Source organism: Streptomyces sp. NPDC058469 (genome assembly GCF_042721125.1).
In the GTDB taxonomy this organism is placed as follows: Bacteria; Actinomycetota; Actinomycetes; order Streptomycetales; family Streptomycetaceae; genus Streptomyces.
On the sequence record NZ_JBHXME010000077.1, the window covers coordinates 19,367 to 41,156 of the forward strand.

Genomic DNA, 21,790 nt, shown 5'->3' on the forward strand with positions numbered 1-21,790 from the left:
CCCGGATACGGTCGGCTCCGGCGCGGGGGTCGGGTACAGCGGCGGCTTACTGGGCATGGGCGGGTCGGGCGGCCGAGGGCGTCCGCTGATGCATCGTCATCAGCATTCCGTACCGCGGCCGCAGGGTGATGGTGGCGTGGTTCACCACCCGGTGTGAGGGAACATGGCGGAACTCCCAGCGGCGCACCAGGGCGCACAGCAGCAGATGGGCCTCCATGAGCGCGAAGTGCTTCCCGATGCACAGATGGGGCCCCGCGCCGAAGGGCAGATAGGCGAAGCGATGGCGCCCCTTGCCGGTCTCCGGCAGAAACCGGTCCGGGTCGAAGCGCTCGGGGTCCGTCCAGTGCCGCGGGTGACGGTGGATGTCGTACAGGTTCACCAGGACGCGTGACCCGGCCGGCACCCGGTAGCCGCCCAGTTCGGTGTCCCGCAGCACCAGCCGGGGGAGGATCGGCGCCGACGGGTAGAGCCGTAGTGCCTCTTCGAAGACCCGCAGGGTGTACGGCATCGCCGCCAGGTCGTCGGGAGTGGGGAGGGCGTCGCCCAGGACGCCGTCCACCTCCCGCTGGACCCGCTCCAGCACCTCTCGGTGCCTGGAGAGCAGGTAGAAGGCCCAGGTGAGGGTGATCGCGGTGGTCTCGTGGCCGGCGGCGAAGGTGGTGATCACCTCGTCCCGCAGCTCCCGGTCGGTCATCCCCTGGCCGGTGTCGGCGTCGCGGGCGGCCAGCAGCATGTCCAGCAGATCCCCGCCGCCGGTGGTGGCGTCGGGCCGCCGGCGTTCCGCGATGATCCGGTAGATGAGGTCGTCGAGTCCCCGCATGACCTCGTGGAAGCGCCGGTTGCGTGGGGTCGGCCAGGACGTGGGCGGGCTCAGCGGGTTCTGCAGCCGGTCGAAGGCGTAGTTGATCGCGACGTCCACCGCGTCCGGTCCGAGACCGGCCAGGGTCCGGCTCACATCGGTGCTGAACATGCAGCGGCTGACGATGTCGAGGGTGACCCGCATCATCTCCGTGTGCAGGTCCACCACCGCGCCCGTCCGGTAGCGGTCCGCCATGTGCGAGATCTGCTCGGCCGCCGAGACGCCCATCGTCGCGAACATGCCCGCTAGGGCCTGCTTGGTGTAGATCGGCTGCATCATCCGGCGGTTGCGCAGCCAGCTCTTGTGGTCGTCGCTGGTCAGCAGGCCCTCGCCGAGGACGAGCCGCAGCGGGTTGTCCGGCCCGAGTTTGCCGAACCGGCCGGTGTCGGTCAGTACCTCGGCGGCCAGCTCCGGGCTGGACACGCCGTGCACCGCCACCGGGCCGAGCCGGTAGCGGACCAGGTCGCCGTGGGCGGTGCGCCCCCGGTGCATGGCCTTGAGGATGTCGCGCCGGAAGTCCAGCACACTGCCCAGCAACGGCAGCCCGGCCGCCCTCGGGGCGCCTGCCCCCACACCATCGCGTACGTCGGTCATCGCCCTCGCCCTCACTTCCGCGCCAGCGCGCAGACCCAGCCCAGCGAACGGCGCGGCTCCGACACGAACCGGGCGTCCTGGAAACCGGCCTTGGTGAGCCGGTCCACCAGGTCGTCCCCGGAGAGGATGTGCAGCCCCGCCCGCTGCGAGCGTTCCGTGAAGCGCCGGCCGAAGAACCGCTGCGTCAGTGACGGGTCGTCAGCGGCCTCCCGGCTCATCTCCAGCGTGATGGCGATCTGGCCACCCGGTTTGAGCACCCGGTACGCCTCGGCGAGGCCGAGCAGGGGATCCGGCCAGAAGTAGAAGGTCTCGATCGCGCAGACCTGGTCGAACGAGGCGTCCTCGTACGGCAGTTGGGAGCATTCCCCGTGCCGGACCTCGACCCGGCCACGCGCGATGGACGGCAGATTGCGCCGTACCGCCTGCTCGACCATCTCCGTCGAGTAGTCCACCCCGGCGACGAATCCCTGAGCGGCCCGCTCCGACAGCAGCTTCACCGCCATGCCCCCGCCGCACCCGACGTCCAGCACCCGTTGGCGGCCGCGCACGTCCATGTGCTCGATCGTCCACAGGGTGAGGCTCCGGTGTTGCACCGCCATCAGGTTTCCGAAGAACCGGCCGGCTCGCCCGGTCGGCCTGCGGAAGTTCTCCTCCATGAGCTCCAGCGGCCTTGCCAGCAGTGTCCCGATCATTGACGTTTCCTTTCCCGGTCGGCCCGGCGTCCGTGCGGTGGTGAGGCAGTCGAAGGGAATCGGACGGATGGTCTACGGCTCCTCACCCCCGGGGACCCAGGGCGGGCCCTGCCGCACGGCGGGCAGTGCGGTCCATCCAGGCCAGGTGGGCCCGCAGGAGCGGCCGGGCCGGTCCCGACACCGGCAGTCGTGGCGCCCGGGAGCGGTGCCAGGGCAGCGGCTCACGCGGGCCCGCGTCACCCAGCAGGGCCTCGGCGAGGTAGGCGCCGTGCGCCACCGACATCGCGAGACCGTGCCCGTTGCAGCCGCCCGCGTACCAGAGTCCGGGTCGGCCCCGGACCGGCCCCACCACGGGGAGACCGTCCGCCGTCACCCCGATCCCGCCCGCCCAGCGGTGCGTGACCTCCACCCCGGCGAGGGCCGGGTGCAGTGCCCGCAGCCACTGCTCCAGCCGGTGGAACGCGAAGACCCGCAGCACGGCCCTGCGGCGGGGTCCGATCCCGTCCGGACAGAGGGCGGTCCCGCCCCCCACCACCAGTCGGCCTTCCGCGGTGAGGCGGAAGTACGGGGCCAGCGGCACCGCGTCGATCACCGCCAGGCCACCGTGGCCGAGGAGCGCACGCGCCTCGTGGCCCAGCGGCTCGGTCGCCACCGCGTGCACCTCCAGACCGAGCACCGTGCCCACCGGCAGTCCGAGCCCCGCCACCCCGGCGTTCACCGCCAGCACGGACTGGGGCGCCCGCACGGTGCCGTGCGGGAACAGCAGTTCGGGCCGGTGTCCGTCCCCGCCGCGTACCTCCCGCAGGGGGCTGCCGCCGTAGAGCCGTACGCCCTTGGCCACGCAGGCCCTCGCCAGAGCCGCCGTCAGCGCGGCCGGATCGAGGGTGGCGGTGTGCCGGTGGAGCAGACCCGCGTGGTAGGGCACGTCCACCCGGCGCCGGATGTCGGCGGCGCAGAGCACGGGCACCTCCAGGTCCAGGGCGCGGTAGGCGGCGGCCTGCCGCGCCAGGGACAGCAGCCCGGTGCGGGAGCGCGCGGCGACGATCTGTTCCCCGTCCGCGCAGGGCACACCGAGCCGGTCGCACAGGTCCACGACGCGTCGTACCGCCTCGACACTGGCCCGGTGCATCCGGCGGGCGACGGCGGGGCCGTGGCGACGCACCGCCCGGTCGACCGGCGGACCCACCCGCGGGCCCAGCAGCCCGGTGCCCCGCCCACTGGCACCCGCCGCCGGCCGCCGCGCGTCCACCACCACGATGTCCAGGGACGGTTGGCGTTCCGCCAGGTGATACGCCGTGGACAGTCCTACGAGTCCCGCGCCCACCACCGCGACATCGGCACCGATCCGGCCGCACACGGTGGACGGCGGGTCCGCGCCGTCCGGCCCGGCCGGGTCCCCGGACTCCCAGCAGGGCGTGCCCGGCGCGAACAGGGTCACCGGGGCGCTCCTTCCCGGGCCGTCGGCTCACCGGCCCCGGACACCGACCCGAACCGCCGGTCGTGCCAGAGCAGGGGCCGGCCCGACGCCACCTGCACCACGGCCACCCGACCCACCACCGCGCTGTGGTCGCCGTAGCGGCGGATGTCCTCGACCAGGCAGACCGACCAGCCCAGCGCGTCGCCGAACACGGGTGCTCCCAGGACCGGACGGAGCGGGACCTCGCGGAACCGCTCCGCCGGCGAGGCCGCCGGGTCCGCGAAGCGGGCGGCCCGCGGGCGCTGGTTGTCCCGGAGCAGGTTGACCGCGAACACGCCCTGGCCGCTGATCGCCGACAGCGTGTGCGAGCCGTTGCGCAGACAGGCGAGCAGCAGGGGCGGCCGGGCCGACAGCGAGGTGAGGGAGGAGACGGTCATCCCGGTGGGCCCGTCCCCGCCCTGCGTGGTGACGACGGTGACACCGGAGGCGAGTTTCGCGTACAGGCGCAGGCAGTGCTCGGTGTCCGGGCCGGGCTCGTCCCGCAGCTGTCCGCCCGGGTCCAAGGGCCGGGCCAGGGCGAGGTCAGCCATGCGCGGCGTCCGCGAGACCGGCCGGTGACACCGTGCCGAGCAGACCCTGGAGGATCTTCTCGATGTTGGTGCGTAACGTCGACTCGGCCACCGGGTCGAGGATCTCGGCCAGGGTGGGGATCCCCAGGTCGAACGCGGCCCGGAAGGTGACGGTGGTGCCGTCCTGGTGCGCCTCGCAGGTCCAGCTGCCCTCGAAGGTCTCGAAGTCGCCGCTGAGCTGTACGAACGCGATGGAGAGGGTGGCCGGCGAGAAGGTGTCGCGTTCCGTCCAGCGCATCAGCCCGTTGCGGAAGGAGACCGTCCACTCGGAGACCACGGAACCGTCGGGTCGTGGAGGCTGCACCTCGACCGCGCGGACCGTCGTGGTGAGGTCGGGGTACCGGCTGAAGTCGCTGATCCTCCGGTAGGCGTGCTCGGGGTCGATGCCCTGAGCCGTCATCCGGACTGTCACATGGCGCATGGTGTTGGTCCTCACTGGCGTGGGGTGCTGTGGTGCTGATGTCGTGACCGGTCAGCCGAGGCGTGTGTGCACGGCCCGCAGGGCTTCGGCCAGGGTGTCCAGGAAGAGCCGGACCTCGTCGGCGTCGGCGATCGCCGGGGGCGTCAGCCGGAGCACCCGCGTGGAGTTGAGCGAGTGGTTGACCAGGACGCCGCGGCTCACCAGCTCCAGCAGCGTCTCGCCGACGGCCTGTGCCTCGGTGAACTCGATACCGATCAGCAGTCCCCTGCCGCGGACCTCGTGCACCAGGCGCTCCCGGTAGGGGGCGCAGGCCTCCACGACTCCCGCGAGCAGCCGGCGGCCGAGCGAGGCGGCCCGGCCCACGATGTCCTCGCGGTCCATCGTCTCCACCGCGGCCCGCGCCGCGGCACAGGCGATCGGCGAGGCGCCGAAGGTGGAGGTGTGGAGGTAGGGGTCGCGGGAGAACGGACCGTAGGCGTCCTTGGTGGCCACCATCGCGGCCACCGGCACGACACCGCCGCTCAGACCCTTTCCGACGAGGAGGACATCGGGCACCACACCCTCGGTGTCCACGCCCCACCAGGTGCCGAGCCGGCCCAGACCGGTCTGCACCTCGTCCACGATCAGGAAGGCGCCGTACGCGCGGCACAGTCCGGCCGCCTCCGCCAGATACCCAGGCGGCGGGATACGCACCCCGCCCTCGCCCTGCACCGGTTCGAGGATCACGCAGGCGCGGTCGCGGCGCGCACCGAGTGCCGCCTCCAGCTCGGCCAGGTTCCCGTAGGCGACCTGTGTGGTGTCCGGCAGCAGCGGTTCGAAGGGCGTCTGGTAGAGGGGGTTGGCGGTGGCGCTCAGTGCCCCCAGGGTCTTGCCGTGGTAGCCGGACACGGTGGTCACCAGGGCGTTGCGGCCATGGGCACGGGCCAGCTTCAGACCCGCTTCGGTGGCCTCGGCACCGGAGTTGACGAAGTGGACGTGATCGAGGCCCGCCGGGGTACGGGCGGCCAGCGCGGCGGCGGCCCGGGCGGCGACGGGTTCCAGGAACACCCGGGTGGCCAGCGGATGTGCGTCCAGCTGCCGGTGCACCGCCTCCAGCACCGCCGGGTGGCGATGGCCCAGGATGAAGACGCCGTAGCCCCCGAAGTCCAGATAGCAGCGTCCGTCGTCGGTGTGCACCCAGGCGCCCTCGGAGTACACCTCGGCCATTCCGCCGAGCACCGTCCCCATGACCGCCCGGCCGGTGCCCAGGTGGCGCCGGTAGAGCTCGGCGGTGTCGGGGGGCGGGGCTGTGGGGGCGGGACCGGCCGTCTCTACGGCGGGAGCGGCCACCCCTGCGGGGGCGGGAGCGGCCGTCTCCACGGCGACGGGACCGACCGTCTCTGCGGTAGCGGGAGCGGCCACCTCTACGGCGGCGGAAGCAGCCGTCTCCGCGGGGGCGTGAGCCGCCTCCTCTACGGTGACAGGACCGGCCGTCTCTGCGGGGGCGGGAGCAGCCACACCTGCGGGGGTAGAAGCGGTCATCTCTACGGCGGCGTGGGCGGCCACTCCTACGGGGGCGTGAGCCGCCACCTCTACGGCAACGGGACCAGCGACCCCTACGGCGGTGTGAGCCGCCGCCTCCACCGCGGTCATGACGCCAGCTCCGCCGGGGTCTGAGCCGTCCGCGACCGGCGCAGGCCCCCTCGGCCGGTGGCCCAGCACTCCACGTTGCGCACCAGCGCCGACCGGATCGCGGCGCGAGTGGGGGCCGTGCCGCAGTGCGGTGTCCCCAGGTCGGACGCGAAGGGCAGCTCCCGCTGGAAGACCAGCAGCAGCTCCGCGTAGTCCTGGAGCCGGCGCCGCACCAACGCGGGGAAGGACGGCCCCTCCAGCAACGGCAGCAGCAGCCGGTGCACCGCTTCCACGGGGATCAGCCGCGGCGGGTGCGGGCGTTCACCGTGGTGTCCGGCGAACTCCAGGCAGATGTCGACGACCTCCCGCTGCAGGATGGCCTCACGCCCGGCGGTCAGCCAGTACTCGCCCTGGGCGACGCCGGACCTGACCAGGTCGCCCACCGCGCGGGCCACCACGTCCTGCGGCACCATGTCGATCCGTGTCCCGGGCGAACCCGGCAGCACCGGGACCTGGCCCTTGACGATGCCTCCCAGCGCCCGGGTCAGACCCTGCACCCGGGCGATCTGGCCGGTGGACGAGTCGCCCATGACCAGGGACGGACGCAGGATGACCCCGGGAACCTCGGCCGACCGTACGGCCTCCTCGGCCGCCGTCTTGGAGGCGAGGTACGCGGCCGCCCCGGGAAAGCGCTCCTGCTCCTCGGGCGCGAGCGGGTTCGCCACGAAGGCGGTGCTCATGTAGAAGAAGGGGGCGTCGGCGCGGGCCGCCAGGTCGAGCATCGACCGGGTGCCGTCCAGGTTGGTGCGCCAGATGTCGGCCGGGTCCAGCCGCCAGTTGGTGGCCGCGGCGGAGTGCACCACCACGTCCACCTCGGCGGCGAGGTCCAGCCGCTGGGCGGCGGAGAGCCCCAGCCCGGGGGCTCTCAGGTCCGCCGTCACCTCCCGTACCCGGGGGTCGTCCAGCGGTGCCCGGTGGCGCAGGCAGATCAGGTCGTAGTCGTCGCAGAGCTCGTCGATCAGGGCTTGGCCGAGTACTCCCGCGGCGCCGGTGAGCAGCAGGGTGGGGCGTTGGTTCCGAGGACGGGACGGACGGGACGGACCGGTGGGTTCTGGCGGCATGGTTCGGAAACTCCCATCGGGTGGCGGGTGTTGGAGTGGAGTGGGAGGCGGTCGTGGAGACGTGAAGAGTCGCGCCTGGGATCGGGATCGGATCAGGCGACGGTGAGCGGACCGTCGGCCAGGTGGGCCGCCAGCGGACCGGTCATCCTGCACCGTGCGGGCGGGTGCAGGGACAGCCCGTTGGCGCAGGCCGCGAGGTGTCCGACCTCGTCCGAGCTCATGAAGTTGAGGCCGCCGAGCAGCTCCACCGCCCGTGGGACGATGCGGGAGAGGGCGTCCTGCACGCAGTACCGCACGTACAGCGAGTCGGCGAGCGTCGACTCGTCCGGGCAGCCCTCGTCGAGCCGGCGGGCGACGCCCTCCGCGGCGGCCATCGCGCCCTCGGTCTCCACCAGCAGCCGGACCCGCTCGGACTCGGGCACCCGCTCGTTGCGCAGTACCCGCTCCACCAGTGCGCTGGCGGCCCCGAGATAGCTCCCCGTCATCAGCAGCTCGAACCAGACCAGGCCCGCGGTCTGGAGTTCGTCCAGGCGCCCGTCCGTGGCCGAGGTCCGCAGCAGCAGCTCCGGCGGTACCAGCACATCCGTGAGGGTGACCTGGTCGCTCTCCGCTCCCGACAGGAAGGAACTGGACCAGAAACCGCTGACACTCACGCCCTCGCTCTCGGCGGGCACCAGCGCCACCGCCAGCTCCTCGCGCGCCCCCCGCTCACCGGGTACCAGGACACTGGCGGTGAGCAGATCCATGGACCGGGCGAGGCTGCACGGGCGCTTCACCCCGCTGATCCGCACCCCGTCGGGTCCCACTGTGGCGGTCATCGACGGCGAGAGGATGCCGGCGCCCGGACGCCCCTCGGCGAAGCCGGAGGCCACCAGGCGGTTGCCGGAGGCCACTCCTTCGACGAGCATCCACTCCAGGCCCTCGCCGTCGGTGACCAGACCGACCAGGGTGGCCATGGAGAAGTGGTGCATCGTGGTGGCCACCGCCAGGGACGGCGACCTGCTGCCCAGGGCGCGCTGCACCCGCAGGGCGTCCAGAGCGGTGGCGCCCTTCCCCTTGCAGGAGACCGGCACCACGAGGCCGGGGCCGCCGCTGTCGCGGAAGAGCCCGATACCGGGGCTGCGAGGGCTCTCCAGCTCCATGAGCGGCACCGCCCGCAGACTCTCGTCGAGCCCCGGCAGCAACTTCGTCAGTACGGCGCGTTCGCGCTCCAGAAACCTCATGTGCTCCCCTGCTCCGGGACGACCCGGTCGCGCTGAACCCCGTCCGGCGGACGGGAATGACGGGTGACGGGAATGACGGGATAACGGGGCCGGTCGGACCGGCGGGACTGGTCGGACGCGCGGGACCGGCGGGACTGGTCGGACGGAGGGACTGGCGGGATGGCGGGACCGACGGACAGGCGAGACTGGTCGCCCCGGCCCTACAGCGCCCGCGTGGCACGCAGCAGCTGCCAAACCGCCGCTGGACCGGGCCGCCCCTGGAAGGCGATGTACTCGGGCAGCACCGCGTGGGGCGCCCATTTCCGCTTGTACTCAAGCTGTGCGGCGGCCGGGTAGATCCGTTCGCCGTGCTGGGCGAGCAGCCGCACGCAGCGCGTGAAGGTACGGCTCGCACACGGCAGTTCGTGCTCGTCGGAGAGACCGGTGAAGGGTGTGAAGCCGAAGTGCAGCCAGCCCGCGCCGTCGGCCGACATCCGCTCCATCGCGGTCGCGTTCAGCGCCTCCATCACCCCGGGTGGAGCGTCCGGGGAACGCCGGCTGAGGTCGTGGAGCCAGCCCGGCCGACTCCCGAAGACCGGCGAGTAACTGATGTACCCGACGGCCACCCCGCCGATCCGCCCCACGAACAACCGCCGGTGCCGCTGGGCCAGCCCGGTCCGCTCGCCGACCAGGAACCGGAGCTCCTTGGCACCGCCCTTGCCGCTGAGCCAGGCCCGGTCGATCAGATCCAGTTCGCCCTGCACCTCGTCGTCGGCCACGGAGGGGGCCTCGACCACCTCCAGACCGGCGCGACGGGCCCTGGATATCTTGTTGCGGAGCCGTACGAAGGACGATCCGCGCAGGGTGAACCGGGCCAGGTCGACCGCGTACGACGCCCCGAGCTGGTTCACCGTGAACCCGTGCGCCCCGTACAGCTCGGCGTCCGACCGCTGCAGTTGTACGGCCACCAGCCGACGCGGACGGGCCTGCGCCGCGAAGGCGTCCAGCAGACCCGCGCGCTGCTCCTCGGCCGCGAAGGGACCCGCGAATTGGAGGAGGTGGCGCCCCGACCGGCGGAAGACGCAGGTGCCGTCGAAGCGTGGATCTCGAAAGTATTCATTGCCCTGATTGAGGGCAAGAAAAGAGCTCGGATTGTCGCTGTGCCGGACGAGGGTCTCAAAGACGGACGGCATCCGCACTCCTCCGGGAGTCATCGGAATTACTTCCGGTCGAATTCGAGTATGCCCGCTCGAATTCAATATATGCCGGATGCGGATCCGGCTCAAAAAGCACCCCGAACGGCTTGAGTGAATTCCCGAACAGGGCACGGTCCCCCAGCAGGTGCAGCGGGAGAGCGAGCAGCGCCCATTCCGGCTTCACCAGCACCGCCCACAGACCGGCGACGACGCCTGCGGTCACGAGGCTGTGCATGGTGTTGTACGCCACGAAGTACCAGCGCGAGATACGCCCGCCCCGACTCCTCCGGAAGGCCAGGGCGCCGGGAAGATAACCGATGGCGTCGATGACGACGAAGAGGGCGATAAACACTCCCCACCGGATCTCCGAAAAATGCCGCACGGCAAGCACGGCACATACGACCAGGCCACCGAGCCATTCCATGCGCAGCAGCAGGAAAGTGGCTCTCGTCTCGAATCTGTTTTTCGCATCCATGCGCCCTCCACCCTTCACCCTTGTTTACGGGGGAAGCGACGGAAACCCTCACAGGAAAACAAATACAGAATTAATCACTTTTACTATAAAACCATGAGGCCGGAACCAGGTCCTGGTTCCGGCCTCATCTGTCACTGGTTACACGTTGAACCGGAACTCCACCACATCCCCGTCCTGCATCACATAGTCCTTGCCCTCCATACGCGCCTTCCCCTTGGCGCGGGCCTCCGCCACGGACCCCGTCTCCACCAGGTCGGCGAAGGAGATGACCTCCGCCTTGATGAAGCCCTTCTGGAAGTCGGTGTGGATGACGCCGGCGGCCTCGGGGGCGGTGGCGCCCTTCTTGATGGTCCAGGCTCGGGATTCCTTGGGGCCTGCCGTGAGGTAGGTCTGGAGGCCGAGGGTGGCGAAGCCGACGCGGGCCAGGGTCGTCATGCCGGGCTCTTCGACGCCGACCGACTCCAGGAGCTCCATCGCCTCCTCCTCGTCGAGCTCGGCGAGGTCCGCCTCCAGCTTGGCGTTGAGGAAGATCGCCTCGGCGGGGGCGACCAGGGCGCGCTGCTCGACCTTGAAGTCCTCGTCCACCAACTCGTCCTCGTCGACGTTGAAGACGTAGAGGAAGGGCTTCGTCGTCAGCAGGTGCAGGTCGTGGAGGAGTTCCTCGTTGCCGGAACCCTGGACGATGCCCTGCGAGAAGAGGGTGTCGCCCTTCTCCAGGATCTCCTGCGCCGCCTCGACCGCCGCGACCTTCGGGCCGATGTCCTTCTTGATGCGCGACTCCCGCTGGAGGCGCGGCAGGACCTTCTCGATGGTCTGCAGGTCGGCGAGGATCAGCTCGGTGTTGATCGTCTCGATGTCGTCCTTGGGCGAGACCTTGCCGTCGACGTGGACGACGTTCTCGTCCTTGAAGGCGCGGATGACCTGGCAGATCGCGTCGGACTCACGGATGTTCGCGAGGAACTTGTTGCCCAGTCCCTCGCCCTCCGACGCGCCCTTCACGATGCCCGCGATGTCGACGAAGTCGACCGTCGCCGGGAGGATCTTCTGCGAGGAGAAGATCTCGGCCAGTTTCGTCAGGCGCGGGTCGGGGACGCCGACCACGCCGACGTTCGGCTCGATCGTGGCGAACGGGTAGTTGGCCGCCAGCACGTCGTTCTTGGTCAGGGCGTTGAACAGGGTCGACTTGCCGACATTCGGCAGACCGACGATTCCGATCGTGAGCGACACGTTGCGACTTCCCGTACGTGAGTGGCGTGAGAGCAGTGGAGGGGACCGGCTGGGGCTGCGGAAACCGGGGCCCGGGGCCGATCCACCAGTCTACGGCGTGAGCCGCGCCCTCCCGGCTTCGCGTCGAACACGTGGCCAAGCTCTGCCCATCGGCGTGTCTGAGGAGCTATTCGGCACATAAACCGACCTAAGTTGGTCCAGTGGAGCAACACAGGACACGACCCCCACAGCCCGGCGCAAGACGCGGGGGCCCGCCCCTGCCCCCGCAGGCGGGCCGGGGCCCGAACGGCGGCCCGGCCCGCACGACCCGCCCGGGCCCGCAGACACGCGGCACCGCACAGCGCCGTCCGGCAGCCGTACGACGCCCGGGTCCCGCGGCGGCCCCGACTGTACGACAGCTCCCGAACCCCCGGCTCACCGGACTCGGCGGCGGGCTGTTCTGCGCGGCCGTGATGTTCGTGCTCGGGTGTCTCGACCAGTTCCTGTTCGGGGCGTCGCTGACCGTGTACGGCGTGCTGTTCGTGCCGGTGTGCGTGCTCACCGCGGTCTGGATCCGGCGGGGCGACCTGCTGACCGCGCCGGTCGTCGTGCCGATCGCCTTCGCCGTCGGGCTGTTCCCGGTGGCCGACGGCAGCGGCGGCCTCGGCAACCGGCTGATGGGCCTGTTCACCGGGCTCGCGACACAGGCCGGCTGGCTGTACGGGGGGACGCTCGTCGCGGGGCTCATCGCGACGGTCCGCAGGGTTCGCTTGCTGAAGCGTCGTCGGCAGCCGTGACTCCCCGGCCCCCGGTTCGGTTCAAGGGCCAGTTCCGGGACCGGGGCGCCGGAGACTGATCTGCGCAACATGCCGCGCCGACGGAGCAGTCCGGCCCCGAGCGAGCCCATGCGACCCGTGCGCTCGGCGACCAGCGCCACCGCCTCTTCGCAACAGCACCAGCACCAGCACCAGCACCAGCACCAGCAGCCGACAGCCGGCCCAGTCGCCGCCAATCCCCCTAGTCGTCCCCCGCCGCATGCATCGCCGCTCCCACGATCCCCGCGTTGTTCTGCAGCTGTGCCGGGACGATCTCGGCCTTGATGTCCTCGATGAAGTGCAGGAACTTGTCGGCCTTGCGGCTGACTCCGCCGCCGATGATGAACAGTTCGGGCGAGAACAGCATCTCGACGTGGGCGAGGTACTTCTGGACGCGGTGGGCCCAGTGTTCCCAGGTCAGCTCGCCGTCGTCCTTGGCCTTGCTGGAGGCCTTCTTCTCGGCGTCGTGGCCGTTCAGTTCGAGGTGGCCCAGCTCCGTGTTCGGGACCAGGACGCCGTTGACGAACAGGGCGCTGCCGATGCCCGTGCCGAAGGTCAGCAGGATCACCGTGCCCTTGCGGCCCTGGCCGGCGCCGAAGTGCATCTCGGCGACGCCCGCCGCGTCCGCGTCGTTGACAACGGTCACCGGGAGGCCGCCCAGTCTGTCGCTGAACAGCGCGCCCGCGTCCGTGTCGATCCAGCTCCTGTCGACGTTCGCCGCCGTACGGATCGTGGCACCGCCGGTGACCACACCTGGAAACGTGAGCCCGACCGGTCCCGTCCAGCCGAAGTGGTCGACGACTTCCTTCACGCCGTCGGCCACTCCGTCCGGTGTCGCCGGGTGCGGGGTCAGCACCTTGCACCGCTCTTCCGTCAATTCGCCCTTGTCCAGGTCCACAGGGGCGCCCTTGATCCCGGATCCACCGATGTCCACGCCGAAGATCTGCATGGATCCACGCTACGACGAACGACTGACAGTCACTGCCCGGAGGGTGCCGTACGGTCCGAACCGGTGCGCTCGGCTACCAGCGCGGCCGCCTCTTCGCGCAGGTCACGGCGGAGTTCCTTGGGCAGCGAGAAGGTGATGGACTCCTCGGCCGCCTTGACCAGCTCGACGTCCTCGTAGTCGCGCGCCGACAGCCACTCCAGTACCTGCTCGACCAGGACCTCCGGCACGGACGCGCCCGAGGTCACGCCGACCGTGGTCACGCCCTCCAGCCAGGCCTCCTCGATCTCATCAGCGAAGTCCACCAGGTAGGCGGCGCGGGCGCCGGCCAGCTTGGCGACCTCGACGAGCCGTACGGAGTTGGAGGAGTTCTTCGAGCCGACCACGATCACCAGGTCGGCCTCCTCGCCCATCTGCTTCACGGCGAGCTGGCGGTTCTGCGTGGCGTAACAGATGTCGTCGCTGGGCGGGGAGATGAGCTGCGGGAACTTCTCCTTCAGGGCGTCGACCGTCTCCATGGTCTCGTCCACGGAGAGGGTCGTCTGGGAGAGCCAGACCACCCTGGACGGGTCGCGCACCTCGACCTTGGAGACATCGGACGGGCCGTCGACGAGGGTGATGTGGTCGGGGGCCTCTCCGGAGGTGCCGATGACCTCCTCGTGACCCTCGTGGCCGATCAGCAGGATGTCGAAGTCGTCGTCGGCGAAACGGACGGCTTCCTTGTGGACCTTGGTCACCAGGGGGCAGGTCGCGTCGATGGTGGCGAGGCGGCCCTGCTTGGCCTCGTCGTGGACTACGGGCGCGACGCCGTGCGCGGAGAACATCACGATGTTCCCCTCGGGGACCTCCTCGGTCCGCTCGACGAAGATGGCGCCCTTCTTCTCCAGGGTCTGGACGACGTACTTGTTGTGCACGATCTCGTGCCGGACATAGATCGGAGCCCCGTACTGCTCAAGGGCTTTCTCGACGGCGATCACGGCGCGGTCCACACCCGCGCAGTAGCCCCGGGGGGCGGCGAGCAGGACACGGCGGCCAGACGAAGCAGTCATGTGTCCCATCGTAAGGCCGCGCTCGACGGGTCAAAGATCGCGTCCTTGGGGAGACTGGCGTGGGGAGACTCGCGGTGGAGTGGGAGGGGCGGGGGCCGGGCACGACGTACGGGAGACGCGCGATGGCGGACACGGATACGAACACCACGGCCGGCGAGGGGCCCCAGCTGCGGCGCAGCCTCGGCTTCCGGGATCTCGTCGTCTACGGGCTGCTGTTCATCGCCCCCATGGCACCGGTCGGCGTGTTCGGCACCCTGGACGCCAAGTCGCACGGCGCCGTCGCGCTGGTCTACATCGTGGCCACGGTCGCGATGGCGTTCACGGCGTTCAGCTACGCGCAGATGGTGCGGGTCGTCCCCCAGGCGGGCTCGGTGTTCGCCTACGCGCGCGTGGGGCTCGGCAGGGAGGCCGGGTTCATCGCCGGCTGGATGGCGATGCTGGACTACATCCTGATCCCCGCCGTCGCCTACCTCTTCTCCGGTATCGCCATGAACGCGCTGGTCCCGGACGTCTCGCGGTGGGTGTGGACCGCGCTGGCGGTCGTCATCACGACCTGCCTCAACCTCTGGGGTGTGCGTGCGGCGGCCCGCGTGGGCTTCCTGGTGCTCGCGATGGAGATCGTCGTCCTGGTCATCTTCGTCGTGTCGGCGATCGTCGTCCTCGCGCGCGACGGCGCCGAACGGGGCTGGCTGTCACCGCTGTCCGGGGACGGCACGCAGGGCGCGTTCGCGCTGTCGGCGGTGATCGGCGCGGTTTCGGTCGCCGTCCTCTCCTACCTGGGCTTCGATGCCGTCGCCACCTTCGCGGAGGAGGTCACCGGCGGCTCCGAGAAGGTCGCCAGGGCACTGCTGTTCTGCCTCGCCCTGGCCGGCGTGCTGTTCATCGCCCAGACGTACCTGGTCGCCCTCCTGGAACCGACGACATCCGCACAGCTGGCCGCCGACGCCGGAAAGCAGGGATCGGCGTTCTACGACGCGGTCGACGTCTCGGTCGGCAACTGGCTGCACAACCTCGTGGCCGTCAGCAAAGCGATCGGCGCGGCGTTCGCGGCATTGGTCGGGCAGGCGGCGGCGGCCCGCCTGGTGTTCGCGATGGCCCGCGACCGACGCCTCCCCCGCGCCCTGTCGAAGACCGACTCCGGGGTACCCCGGGTCGCCCTGCTCGCCGCGGCGGTCATCACCCTGATCGCCGCGGTCTGGGCGGCCCGCCGCGACGACGGCCTCGACCACCTGGTCTCGGTCGTCGACATCGGCGCCCTCACCGCCTTCACGTTGCTGCACGCGAGCGTGGTGGGCTGGTTCGCGGTACGACGCCGGGGCGGCCCGGTGGTGTGGTGGCGACACGTACTGGTGCCGGTGCTGGGAGCGGCGATCACCATCGCGGTGATCGTGGAGGCGTCCGGTACCGCGCAGGTGGTGGGCGCGATCTGGTTGGCGGTGGGGCTGGTGGTGCTGGCGGTGCAGTCCCGTGGGGGCGGGGCGCGCGCGGACGCGAGTTGACGCCCGACGGCCCGACGGGACTGCCCCGCCCCACACCTCGACCCCGTTGTCACAGGTGGCCGTTACTCTCGGGCACATGGCTCTCAACACGGCTCCGGACGCGCCGCTCCCCGTCGGTGAGGTCTCCCGGCTCATCGGCGGGTGGATCGATCGGCTCGGTGCGGTGTGGGTCGAGGGGCAGATCACTCAGTTGTCGCGGCGGCCCGGTGCCGGTGTCGTGTTTCTGACGCTGCGTGACCCGTCGTACGACATCTCGGTGAGTGTGACCTGTTTCCGGCAGGTGTTCGACGAGGTCGCCGATGTGGTCAGTGAGGGCGCGCGCGTCGTCGTACTCGCGAAGCCCGAGTGGTACGCGCCGCGGGGGCAGTTGTCGTTGCGGGCCACCGAGATAAAGCCGGTCGGGGTCGGGGAACTCCTCGCGCGGCTGGAGCAGTTGAAGAAGTCCCTCGCAGCGGAGGGGCTGTTCGCGGCCGACCGGAAGAAGCCGCTGCCGTTCCTGCCACAGCTGATCGGGCTGGTCTGCGGGCGGGCCTCGGCCGCCGAGCGGGACGTGTTGGAGAACGCGCGGCATCGCTGGCCCGCCGTCCGTTTCGAGGTGCGCAACGTGCCCGTGCAGGGCGTGCACGCCGTGCCGCAGGTCGTACAGGCCGTGAAGGAACTGGACACGCTCGACGGCGTGGACGTGATCATCGTGGCGCGGGGCGGCGGCAGCGTGGAGGACCTGCTGCCGTTCTCCGACGAGCAGCTCGTACGGGCCGTGTCGGCCTGTCGTACGCCCGTGGTGTCCGCGATCGGGCACGAGCCCGACAACCCCCTCCTGGACTACGTCGCCGACCTGCGCGCCTCCACCCCCACCGACGCCGCGAAGAAGGTCGTACCGGACGTCGGCGAGGAGTACGAGCGCGTACGGCAGCTGCGCGACCGGGCGCGGCGGTGTGTCGTGGCGTTCGTGGACCGGGAGGAGCGCGGGCTGGCGCAGGCGCTGTCGCGGCCGTCGATACAGGATCCGCACCGGATGATCGACGAACGCGCGGATCATGTCGCCGCCCTCCTCGACCGCGGCCGGCGCACGCTCGGCCACCTCCTGGACCGCGCCGACTCGGAGCTGACCCACACGCACGCGCGCGTGGTGGCCCTCTCCCCCGCGGCCACCCTGAAGCGGGGGTACGCGGTGCTGCAGAGGGCCGACGGGCATGTCGTCCGGGACCCGGAAGAGGTGAGCGCGGACGACGTGCTGCGCGCGCGGGTCGCCGAGGGCGAGTTCACGGTTCGGGTCGAGGCGTAGTTCCTGTTGATGCATAGGGTGGGCGGATGACCAGCAAGGTGACGGAAGAGTCGCTCGGGTACGAGCAGGCACGCGACGAGCTGATCGAGGTCGTACGGCGGCTGGAGGCGGGCGGTACGACGCTGGAGGAGTCGCTCGCGCTCTGGGAGCGGGGCGAGGAGCTGGCCAAGGTGTGCCGCCGCTGGCTGGACGGGGCGCGAGCACGGCTGGACGCGGCGCTGGCGGAGGAAGAGGGATCAGCCGCAGCAGCGGACGGCGACGGCGAGTAGCGAAAGCGGGCGGCTCGCGGCGGGCAGCGAACCGCGAGTAGAGACATCTGGCAGCAGACAGCAAGCCGCGGCGACCGCCAGCCGGCGCAGCGATGGCGAAGAGCTGGCAGCGGCCGGCGAGCAACAACAGCCGACAACCAGCGGCGGACGGCAAGCAGCGCCCGCTGACAGCGGACGGCAAGTCGCAGCGGCCGCAGCCGACAGCGACGGCGGGCGGCGGGCGGCGGGCGGCGGGCGGCGGGCGGCAAGTAGCACCGTCTGGCAGCGGACAGCAAGTCGCAGCGACCGCCACCCGGCAGCGACGGCGAGCAGCTGGCAACTGGCAACTGCTTGCAGCGGACAGCGAGTCACGGCAGCCGGCAGCGAACGGCGAGTCGCGCCAGCAGACACCTGGCAGCGACGGCGGCCGGCCGACACCCGCCGTCGCCCGCTGCCAGCAACGCCGGACAGCCGGCAGCAACAGCGGACACCGGGCAAGCGGCCGCAACGGCGATTTCTTGTGATGCGGATCACCCTGATCCGGTTTTGGTTGAAAGTTGAACCTTCCATCGCGTACGGTCTGCGTTGTCAGCCGATCCGGACCGCGGTCCGGTAATCCGGTTCCCGGCAACCCGAGGAAGTTCTCGCATGTCTCTCGTTCTTGACCCCACCGCCCAGGACCTGCTGTTCCGCGAGGCCCGCACCGCGAACACGTTCACCGACGAGCCGGTGACGGACGAGCAGGTGCAGGCGATCTACGACCTGGTCAAGTACGGCCCGACCTCCATGAACCAGTCGCCGCTGCGCATCACCCTGGTCCGCTCCCCCGAGGCCCGTGAGCGCCTCGTGCAGCACCTCGCCGAGGGCAACCAGAAGAAGACCGCCGCCGCCCCGCTGGTCGCGATCCTCTCCGCGGACAACGAGTTCCACGAGGAACTGCCGAACCTGTTCCCGCACTTCCCGCAGGCCAAGGACGCCGTCTTCGGCGAGCGTTCGGTCCGCGAGGGCAACGCCGCGCTGAACGCCGCGCTCCAGGCCGCGTACTTCATCATCGGCATCCGCGCCGCCGGCCTCGCCGCCGGTCCGATGACCGGCCTCGACTTCGGGGGCGTCCAGAAGGAGTTCCTGGACGGCGACCACACCCCGATCATGGTCGTCAACATCGGCAAGCCGGGCGAGGACGCCTGGTTCCCGCGCTCCCCGCGTCTGGAGTACGACGAGGTCGTCACGACCGTCTGAGTCGACCCACCCACGGATGACACGAGGAAGGCCCCCGGCACGGAATCCGCGCCGGGGGCCTTCCTCGCACCTGCCTGCCCTGCCTACTTCCTACTTCCCACTTCCTACTTCGTCTGCAGCGCCTTCGCCATCTCCGTCAGTTGCGCGAAGGACCCCGTGCCCGCCACGACCGTCGTCGACCCCTTGCCCGCGAGGACGAGGGCGTCGTAGCGGCCGCCGGTGTAGCGGGTCCAGGTGTGGCCGTCGATGTCCTGGGTGGTCTTCGTCGCGGCGCCGCCCTGGCTGGCGGTGTCGACGAAGTCGGCCGGCTTCTGAGTCGACTGCTCTATCTGCACGTACTGTCCGCCAGGGGCACTGAACCCGAGGTGCCAGGCGTCGAACGCGGCGCCGTCGTAGCTGACCGAGGTCGCCTTCCAGGTCTTGGACAGGCCCTCCGGGGCCGCCACCGGGTACGGCGCCGCGCGGCGTGCCGTGAGCAGCTCCACGCGGTAGTCGACCCGCTTGACGTCCGGAGCGTGGTCGCTGTGCGGGATGAAGATGTAGACGACCGCCGCCGCGATCCCGATCAGGCCCAGGGAGAGGATCATGTCCCGGACCGTCTTCTGCTTGCCGTTCGAACCTGCCACGTCCCTATCGTCGCAGGTACCCCGGTCCGCTCATCCGTGGGCCCCCCTGCTCATTTTGTCTGCCTGGCGATAGAGTCGGGGCCATACCCTCATCCGGCCGTCGCCGTATCAGAAAGGTGCGCTCCGATGACCGAGCATCATCATCTGCCGTCCGAACTCGAAGTCCCCTCCGAGGCCCCCGACCGCAACCTCGCCCTGGAGCTCGTCCGGGTGACCGAAGCCGCCGCGATGGCCGCGGGCCGCTGGGTCGGTCGCGGTGACAAGAACGGCGCCGACGGTGCGGCCGTGCGTGCCATGCGGACCCTCGTCTCCACCGTCTCGATGAACGGCGTCGTCGTCATCGGTGAGGGCGAGAAGGACGAGGCGCCGATGCTCTTCAACGGCGAGCGCGTCGGTGACGGGACCGGGCCGGAGTGCGACATCGCCGTCGACCCGATCGACGGGACCACGCTCAACGCCAAGGGCATGCCGAACGCGATCGCGGTGCTGGCCGCCGCCGACCGGGGTTCGATGTTCGACCCGTCCGCCGTGTTCTACATGGACAAGCTCGTCGCCGGGCCCGAGGCCGCCGAGTTCGTCGACATCGAGGCCCCGATCTCGGTGAACGTCCGCCGAGTCGCCAAGGCCAAGCGGGTCACGCCCGAGGACGTCACCGTCGTCGTCCTGGACCGGCCGCGGCACGACGGCATCATCAAGGAGATCCGGGAGACCGGTGCGCGGATCAAGCTGATCTCCGACGGCGATGTCGCGGGCTCGATCCTGGCGCTGCGCGAGGGCACCGGCGTAGACCTGCTGCTCGGTATCGGTGGCACGCCCGAGGGCATCATCTCGGCCTGTGCCGTGAAGTGCCTGGGGGGCGTGATCCAGGGCAAGTTGTGGCCGAAGGACGACGCCGAGCGGCAGCGGGCGCTGGACGCCGGGCACGACCTGGACCGTGTGCTCACCACCGACGACCTGGTGTCCGGGGAGAACGTGTTCTTCGTCGCGACCGGGATCACGGACGGCGAGCTGCTGCGGGGTGTCCGCTATCGCGCCGAGACCGCCACGACCGACTCGATCGTGATGCGGTCCAAGTCCGGGACGGTGCGGCGGATCGACTCGGAGCACCGGCTGAGCAAGCTGCGGGCGTACAGCGCGATCGACTTCGACCGGGCGAAGTAGCCACGCCGTAGGCAGCACAAGGCGGCACGTAGGCACGAACCAGCCACGACCACACGGTCGTATGGGAAAAGGGGCGCCCCCGGTGCGGTGGGGGCGCCCCCTCTACGTCGGTCGGTCAGCCCGCCGCCGCTATACGGCCCGCGGCGCGCGCCTTCTGGAGTTCCAGATCGCGGCGGCGGCGCCGGGCCAGGACCACACGGCGTTCCGCGGCGGTGAGGCCGCCCCAGACGCCGTAGGGCTCGGGTTGCAGGAGCGCGTGCTCTCGGCACTCGACCATGACCGGACAGCGGGCGCAGACGCGCTTGGCGGCGTCCTCGCGGGAGAGTCGGGCGGCGGTGGGTTCCTTGGAGGGTGCGAAGAACAGGCCTGCCTCGTCGCGCCGGCACACCGCTTCGGTGTGCCAGGGAGCGTCTTGGTCCCTGTCTCGCGCAGGCACCCGCTGAGCCGGAACAGCAGCTACCTGCAGGGACGAATGCGGCGGTTGCAGCACGGTCTACTCCTGACGACGGCTTCGCGAGCGAGAGACGATGCAGCAAGGCCTACCCGCTGTACGCGCGCCTATGCACTGAGTTCCGAACCGCTGGTTTTCGGGCGCTTCTGCGCGATGGCCGGAGCGGACGGGCGTGGACCGATCAGCTCCACATGTGTCCCGATTCACAACCGTCAACGGTCCAGGTGTTTGCGCAAACCCTTGTCGACCTTGCGCTGAACCCGATCGAGAATGTCCGCAACGAGCTTGCCCCGCTTGGGTTTTGCCTCGATATTTCCGAGTACGGCCCATCCGTCGACGTAGATCACGGGCGCGTCCGGTTCGAGTGAGTCGAGCGTGTCCACCTCGAAGTTGCCGAGGACGCCGCCGCCGGTGCCGCGCAGCGACACGTTCTCCGGGACGCGGATCTCGACGTTGCCGAAGACCGAGACCGCCTTGATGACGACCTGCTGGTACTCGAAGATCGCCTCGCTGAGGTCGATCTCGACGCTGCCGAACACGGCATAGGCGTGCATACGGCGGCCCGCGCGCCAGCGGCCCTTGCGCATCGCGGCGCTGAACACCGCCACCACGTGCTCGTCGGCCTCGGCCGGGATGGCGCCCTCCGTCGGGCGGTTCGGAGCGGGGCTGTACGACGGGGTCGTCGCCCGGTGTCCGTGGGCGGCCGGCAGATCCTGGATGAAGACCTCCAGCTCGCCGACCGTCTTGGCGCTCAGCACCCCCTCGACGCGCTCGGCGTGCTCGTCCGCGTCCAGGCGCCCCTCGGCCAGGGCCTCGCGCAGGATGTCGGCGATGCGGTCACGGTCGGCGTCCGAGGCGCGCAGCGCCGATGCGGCGGGGGCGGGCTGCGGGTCCGTGGGCGCGGATGCGGGCTGCTTCTGAAGGTCCACGACAGCAGAGTACCGAAACGCGATAGATCGCGACTAGGGGTGTGGACAACGTTGGCGTGGCGAAGGCCCGGAGAACTGAGCCTTACCTCACAAGCTCGGTGTCAGTGGCAGGTTCTACG

The 21,790-nt window shown here is 70.6% G+C and carries 22 protein-coding genes; 6 read left to right on the plus strand and 16 right to left on the minus strand.

All coding sequences use genetic code 11. The features are described 5' to 3' along the window. Window positions 1-46: 46 nt before the first annotated feature. The 11 genes from ACFWP5_RS28845 to ychF all read right to left on the minus strand — a co-directional run bounded on the left by ACFWP5_RS28845 (window position 47) and on the right by ychF (window position 11,444). Entirely contained in the window at window positions 47-1,453 is a 1,407-nt protein-coding gene (locus ACFWP5_RS28845; protein ID WP_384162591.1) for a cytochrome P450, read from the minus strand. Between the two features lie 11 nt (window positions 1,454-1,464). After that, window positions 1,465-2,145: a class I SAM-dependent methyltransferase gene (locus ACFWP5_RS28850; RefSeq protein ID WP_384162594.1), complete on the minus strand. Its 681-nt coding sequence runs from the start codon at window positions 2,143-2,145 to the stop codon at window positions 1,465-1,467. Window positions 2,146-2,227: 82 nt separating this feature from the next. Beyond that, entirely contained in the window at window positions 2,228-3,583 is a 1,356-nt protein-coding gene (locus ACFWP5_RS28855) for an NAD(P)/FAD-dependent oxidoreductase (protein ID WP_384162597.1), read from the minus strand. Next, the gene (locus ACFWP5_RS28860; protein ID WP_384162600.1) at window positions 3,580-4,152 is read right to left on the minus strand and encodes a flavin reductase family protein; all 573 of its coding nucleotides are present in this window, start codon (window positions 4,150-4,152) and stop codon (window positions 3,580-3,582) included. The genes ACFWP5_RS28855 and ACFWP5_RS28860 overlap by 4 nt, the downstream gene beginning before the upstream one ends. Continuing rightward, complete coding sequence (locus ACFWP5_RS28865) at window positions 4,145-4,612, minus strand: type II toxin-antitoxin system RatA family toxin (RefSeq protein ID WP_384162603.1); 468 nt, start codon at window positions 4,610-4,612, stop codon at window positions 4,145-4,147. Before ACFWP5_RS28865 ends, ACFWP5_RS28860 begins: the two co-directional genes overlap by 8 nt. Window positions 4,613-4,663: 51 nt before the next feature. Further along, the gene (locus ACFWP5_RS28870; RefSeq protein WP_384162607.1) at window positions 4,664-6,244 is read right to left on the minus strand and encodes an aspartate aminotransferase family protein; all 1,581 of its coding nucleotides are present in this window, start codon (window positions 6,242-6,244) and stop codon (window positions 4,664-4,666) included. Next, window positions 6,241-7,344 carry an SDR family oxidoreductase gene (locus ACFWP5_RS28875; RefSeq protein WP_384162611.1) on the minus strand — a complete coding sequence of 368 codons (1,104 nt, stop codon included), beginning with the start codon at window positions 7,342-7,344 and terminating at the stop codon, window positions 6,241-6,243. Before ACFWP5_RS28875 ends, ACFWP5_RS28870 begins: the two co-directional genes overlap by 4 nt. A 92-nt stretch (window positions 7,345-7,436) precedes the next feature. Further along, on the minus strand, window positions 7,437-8,567 hold the full coding sequence (locus tag ACFWP5_RS28880) for an acyl-CoA dehydrogenase (protein ID WP_384162615.1): 1,131 nt from the start codon (window positions 8,565-8,567) through the stop codon (window positions 7,437-7,439). Between the two features lie 200 nt (window positions 8,568-8,767). Next, window positions 8,768-9,739: a bifunctional lysylphosphatidylglycerol flippase/synthetase MprF gene (locus tag ACFWP5_RS28885; protein ID WP_384162618.1), complete on the minus strand. Its 972-nt coding sequence runs from the start codon at window positions 9,737-9,739 to the stop codon at window positions 8,768-8,770. After that, on the minus strand, window positions 9,723-10,217 hold the full coding sequence (locus ACFWP5_RS28890) for a hypothetical protein (RefSeq protein ID WP_384162621.1): 495 nt from the start codon (window positions 10,215-10,217) through the stop codon (window positions 9,723-9,725). The genes ACFWP5_RS28885 and ACFWP5_RS28890 overlap by 17 nt, the downstream gene beginning before the upstream one ends. A 138-nt stretch (window positions 10,218-10,355) precedes the next feature. Continuing rightward, on the minus strand, window positions 10,356-11,444 hold the full coding sequence (ychF, locus tag ACFWP5_RS28895) for a redox-regulated ATPase YchF (RefSeq protein ID WP_384162624.1): 1,089 nt from the start codon (window positions 11,442-11,444) through the stop codon (window positions 10,356-10,358). A gap of 200 nt (window positions 11,445-11,644) precedes the next feature. Here ychF and ACFWP5_RS28900 point away from each other — a divergent pair, with 200 nt between their 5' ends. Beyond that, the gene (locus ACFWP5_RS28900; protein ID WP_384162627.1) at window positions 11,645-12,220 is read left to right on the plus strand and encodes a DUF6542 domain-containing protein; all 576 of its coding nucleotides are present in this window, start codon (window positions 11,645-11,647) and stop codon (window positions 12,218-12,220) included. Window positions 12,221-12,440: 220 nt separating this feature from the next. On the opposite strand, the gene ppgK is transcribed toward ACFWP5_RS28900, so the two are convergent. Continuing rightward, on the minus strand, window positions 12,441-13,187 hold the full coding sequence (ppgK, locus tag ACFWP5_RS28905; RefSeq protein WP_384162630.1) for a polyphosphate--glucose phosphotransferase: 747 nt from the start codon (window positions 13,185-13,187) through the stop codon (window positions 12,441-12,443). Between the two features lie 29 nt (window positions 13,188-13,216). Beyond that, a complete protein-coding gene (locus tag ACFWP5_RS28910; RefSeq protein ID WP_384162633.1) occupies window positions 13,217-14,242 on the minus strand; it encodes a 4-hydroxy-3-methylbut-2-enyl diphosphate reductase in 1,026 nt (341 codons plus the stop codon). Window positions 14,243-14,355: 113 nt separating this feature from the next. Here ACFWP5_RS28910 and ACFWP5_RS28915 point away from each other — a divergent pair, with 113 nt between their 5' ends. The 4 genes from ACFWP5_RS28915 (at window position 14,356) to ACFWP5_RS28930 (ending at window position 18,504) form a co-directional block, all read left to right on the plus strand. Then, the gene (locus ACFWP5_RS28915) at window positions 14,356-15,732 is read left to right on the plus strand and encodes an APC family permease (protein WP_384162636.1); all 1,377 of its coding nucleotides are present in this window, start codon (window positions 14,356-14,358) and stop codon (window positions 15,730-15,732) included. Window positions 15,733-15,808: 76 nt separating this feature from the next. Next, window positions 15,809-17,017 (plus strand): exodeoxyribonuclease VII large subunit, encoded by a 1,209-nt coding sequence (xseA, locus tag ACFWP5_RS28920; protein ID WP_384162639.1) that lies wholly within the window; start codon window positions 15,809-15,811, stop codon window positions 17,015-17,017. Window positions 17,018-17,043: 26 nt separating this feature from the next. Then, window positions 17,044-17,286 (plus strand): exodeoxyribonuclease VII small subunit, encoded by a 243-nt coding sequence (locus ACFWP5_RS28925; protein WP_384162642.1) that lies wholly within the window; start codon window positions 17,044-17,046, stop codon window positions 17,284-17,286. 627 nt (window positions 17,287-17,913) lie between these two features. Then, entirely contained in the window at window positions 17,914-18,504 is a 591-nt protein-coding gene (locus tag ACFWP5_RS28930) for a malonic semialdehyde reductase (protein ID WP_384162645.1), read from the plus strand. 104 nt (window positions 18,505-18,608) lie between these two features. On the opposite strand, the gene ACFWP5_RS28935 is transcribed toward ACFWP5_RS28930, so the two are convergent. Continuing rightward, the gene (locus ACFWP5_RS28935) at window positions 18,609-19,130 is read right to left on the minus strand and encodes a DUF4245 domain-containing protein (RefSeq protein WP_384162648.1); all 522 of its coding nucleotides are present in this window, start codon (window positions 19,128-19,130) and stop codon (window positions 18,609-18,611) included. A gap of 126 nt (window positions 19,131-19,256) precedes the next feature. On the opposite strand from ACFWP5_RS28935, the gene glpX reads away from it, so the two are divergent. Next, window positions 19,257-20,291, plus strand: a complete 1,035-nt coding sequence (gene glpX / locus ACFWP5_RS28940) for a class II fructose-bisphosphatase (protein ID WP_033286599.1) — start codon at window positions 19,257-19,259, stop codon at window positions 20,289-20,291. A 115-nt stretch (window positions 20,292-20,406) separates the two neighbouring features. On the opposite strand, the gene ACFWP5_RS28945 is transcribed toward glpX, so the two are convergent. Then, the gene (locus ACFWP5_RS28945; RefSeq protein WP_026150672.1) at window positions 20,407-20,781 is read right to left on the minus strand and encodes a WhiB family transcriptional regulator; all 375 of its coding nucleotides are present in this window, start codon (window positions 20,779-20,781) and stop codon (window positions 20,407-20,409) included. A gap of 173 nt (window positions 20,782-20,954) precedes the next feature. Further along, the gene (locus tag ACFWP5_RS28950) at window positions 20,955-21,671 is read right to left on the minus strand and encodes a DUF1707 domain-containing protein (RefSeq protein ID WP_384162653.1); all 717 of its coding nucleotides are present in this window, start codon (window positions 21,669-21,671) and stop codon (window positions 20,955-20,957) included. Window positions 21,672-21,790: the final 119 nt, after the last annotated feature.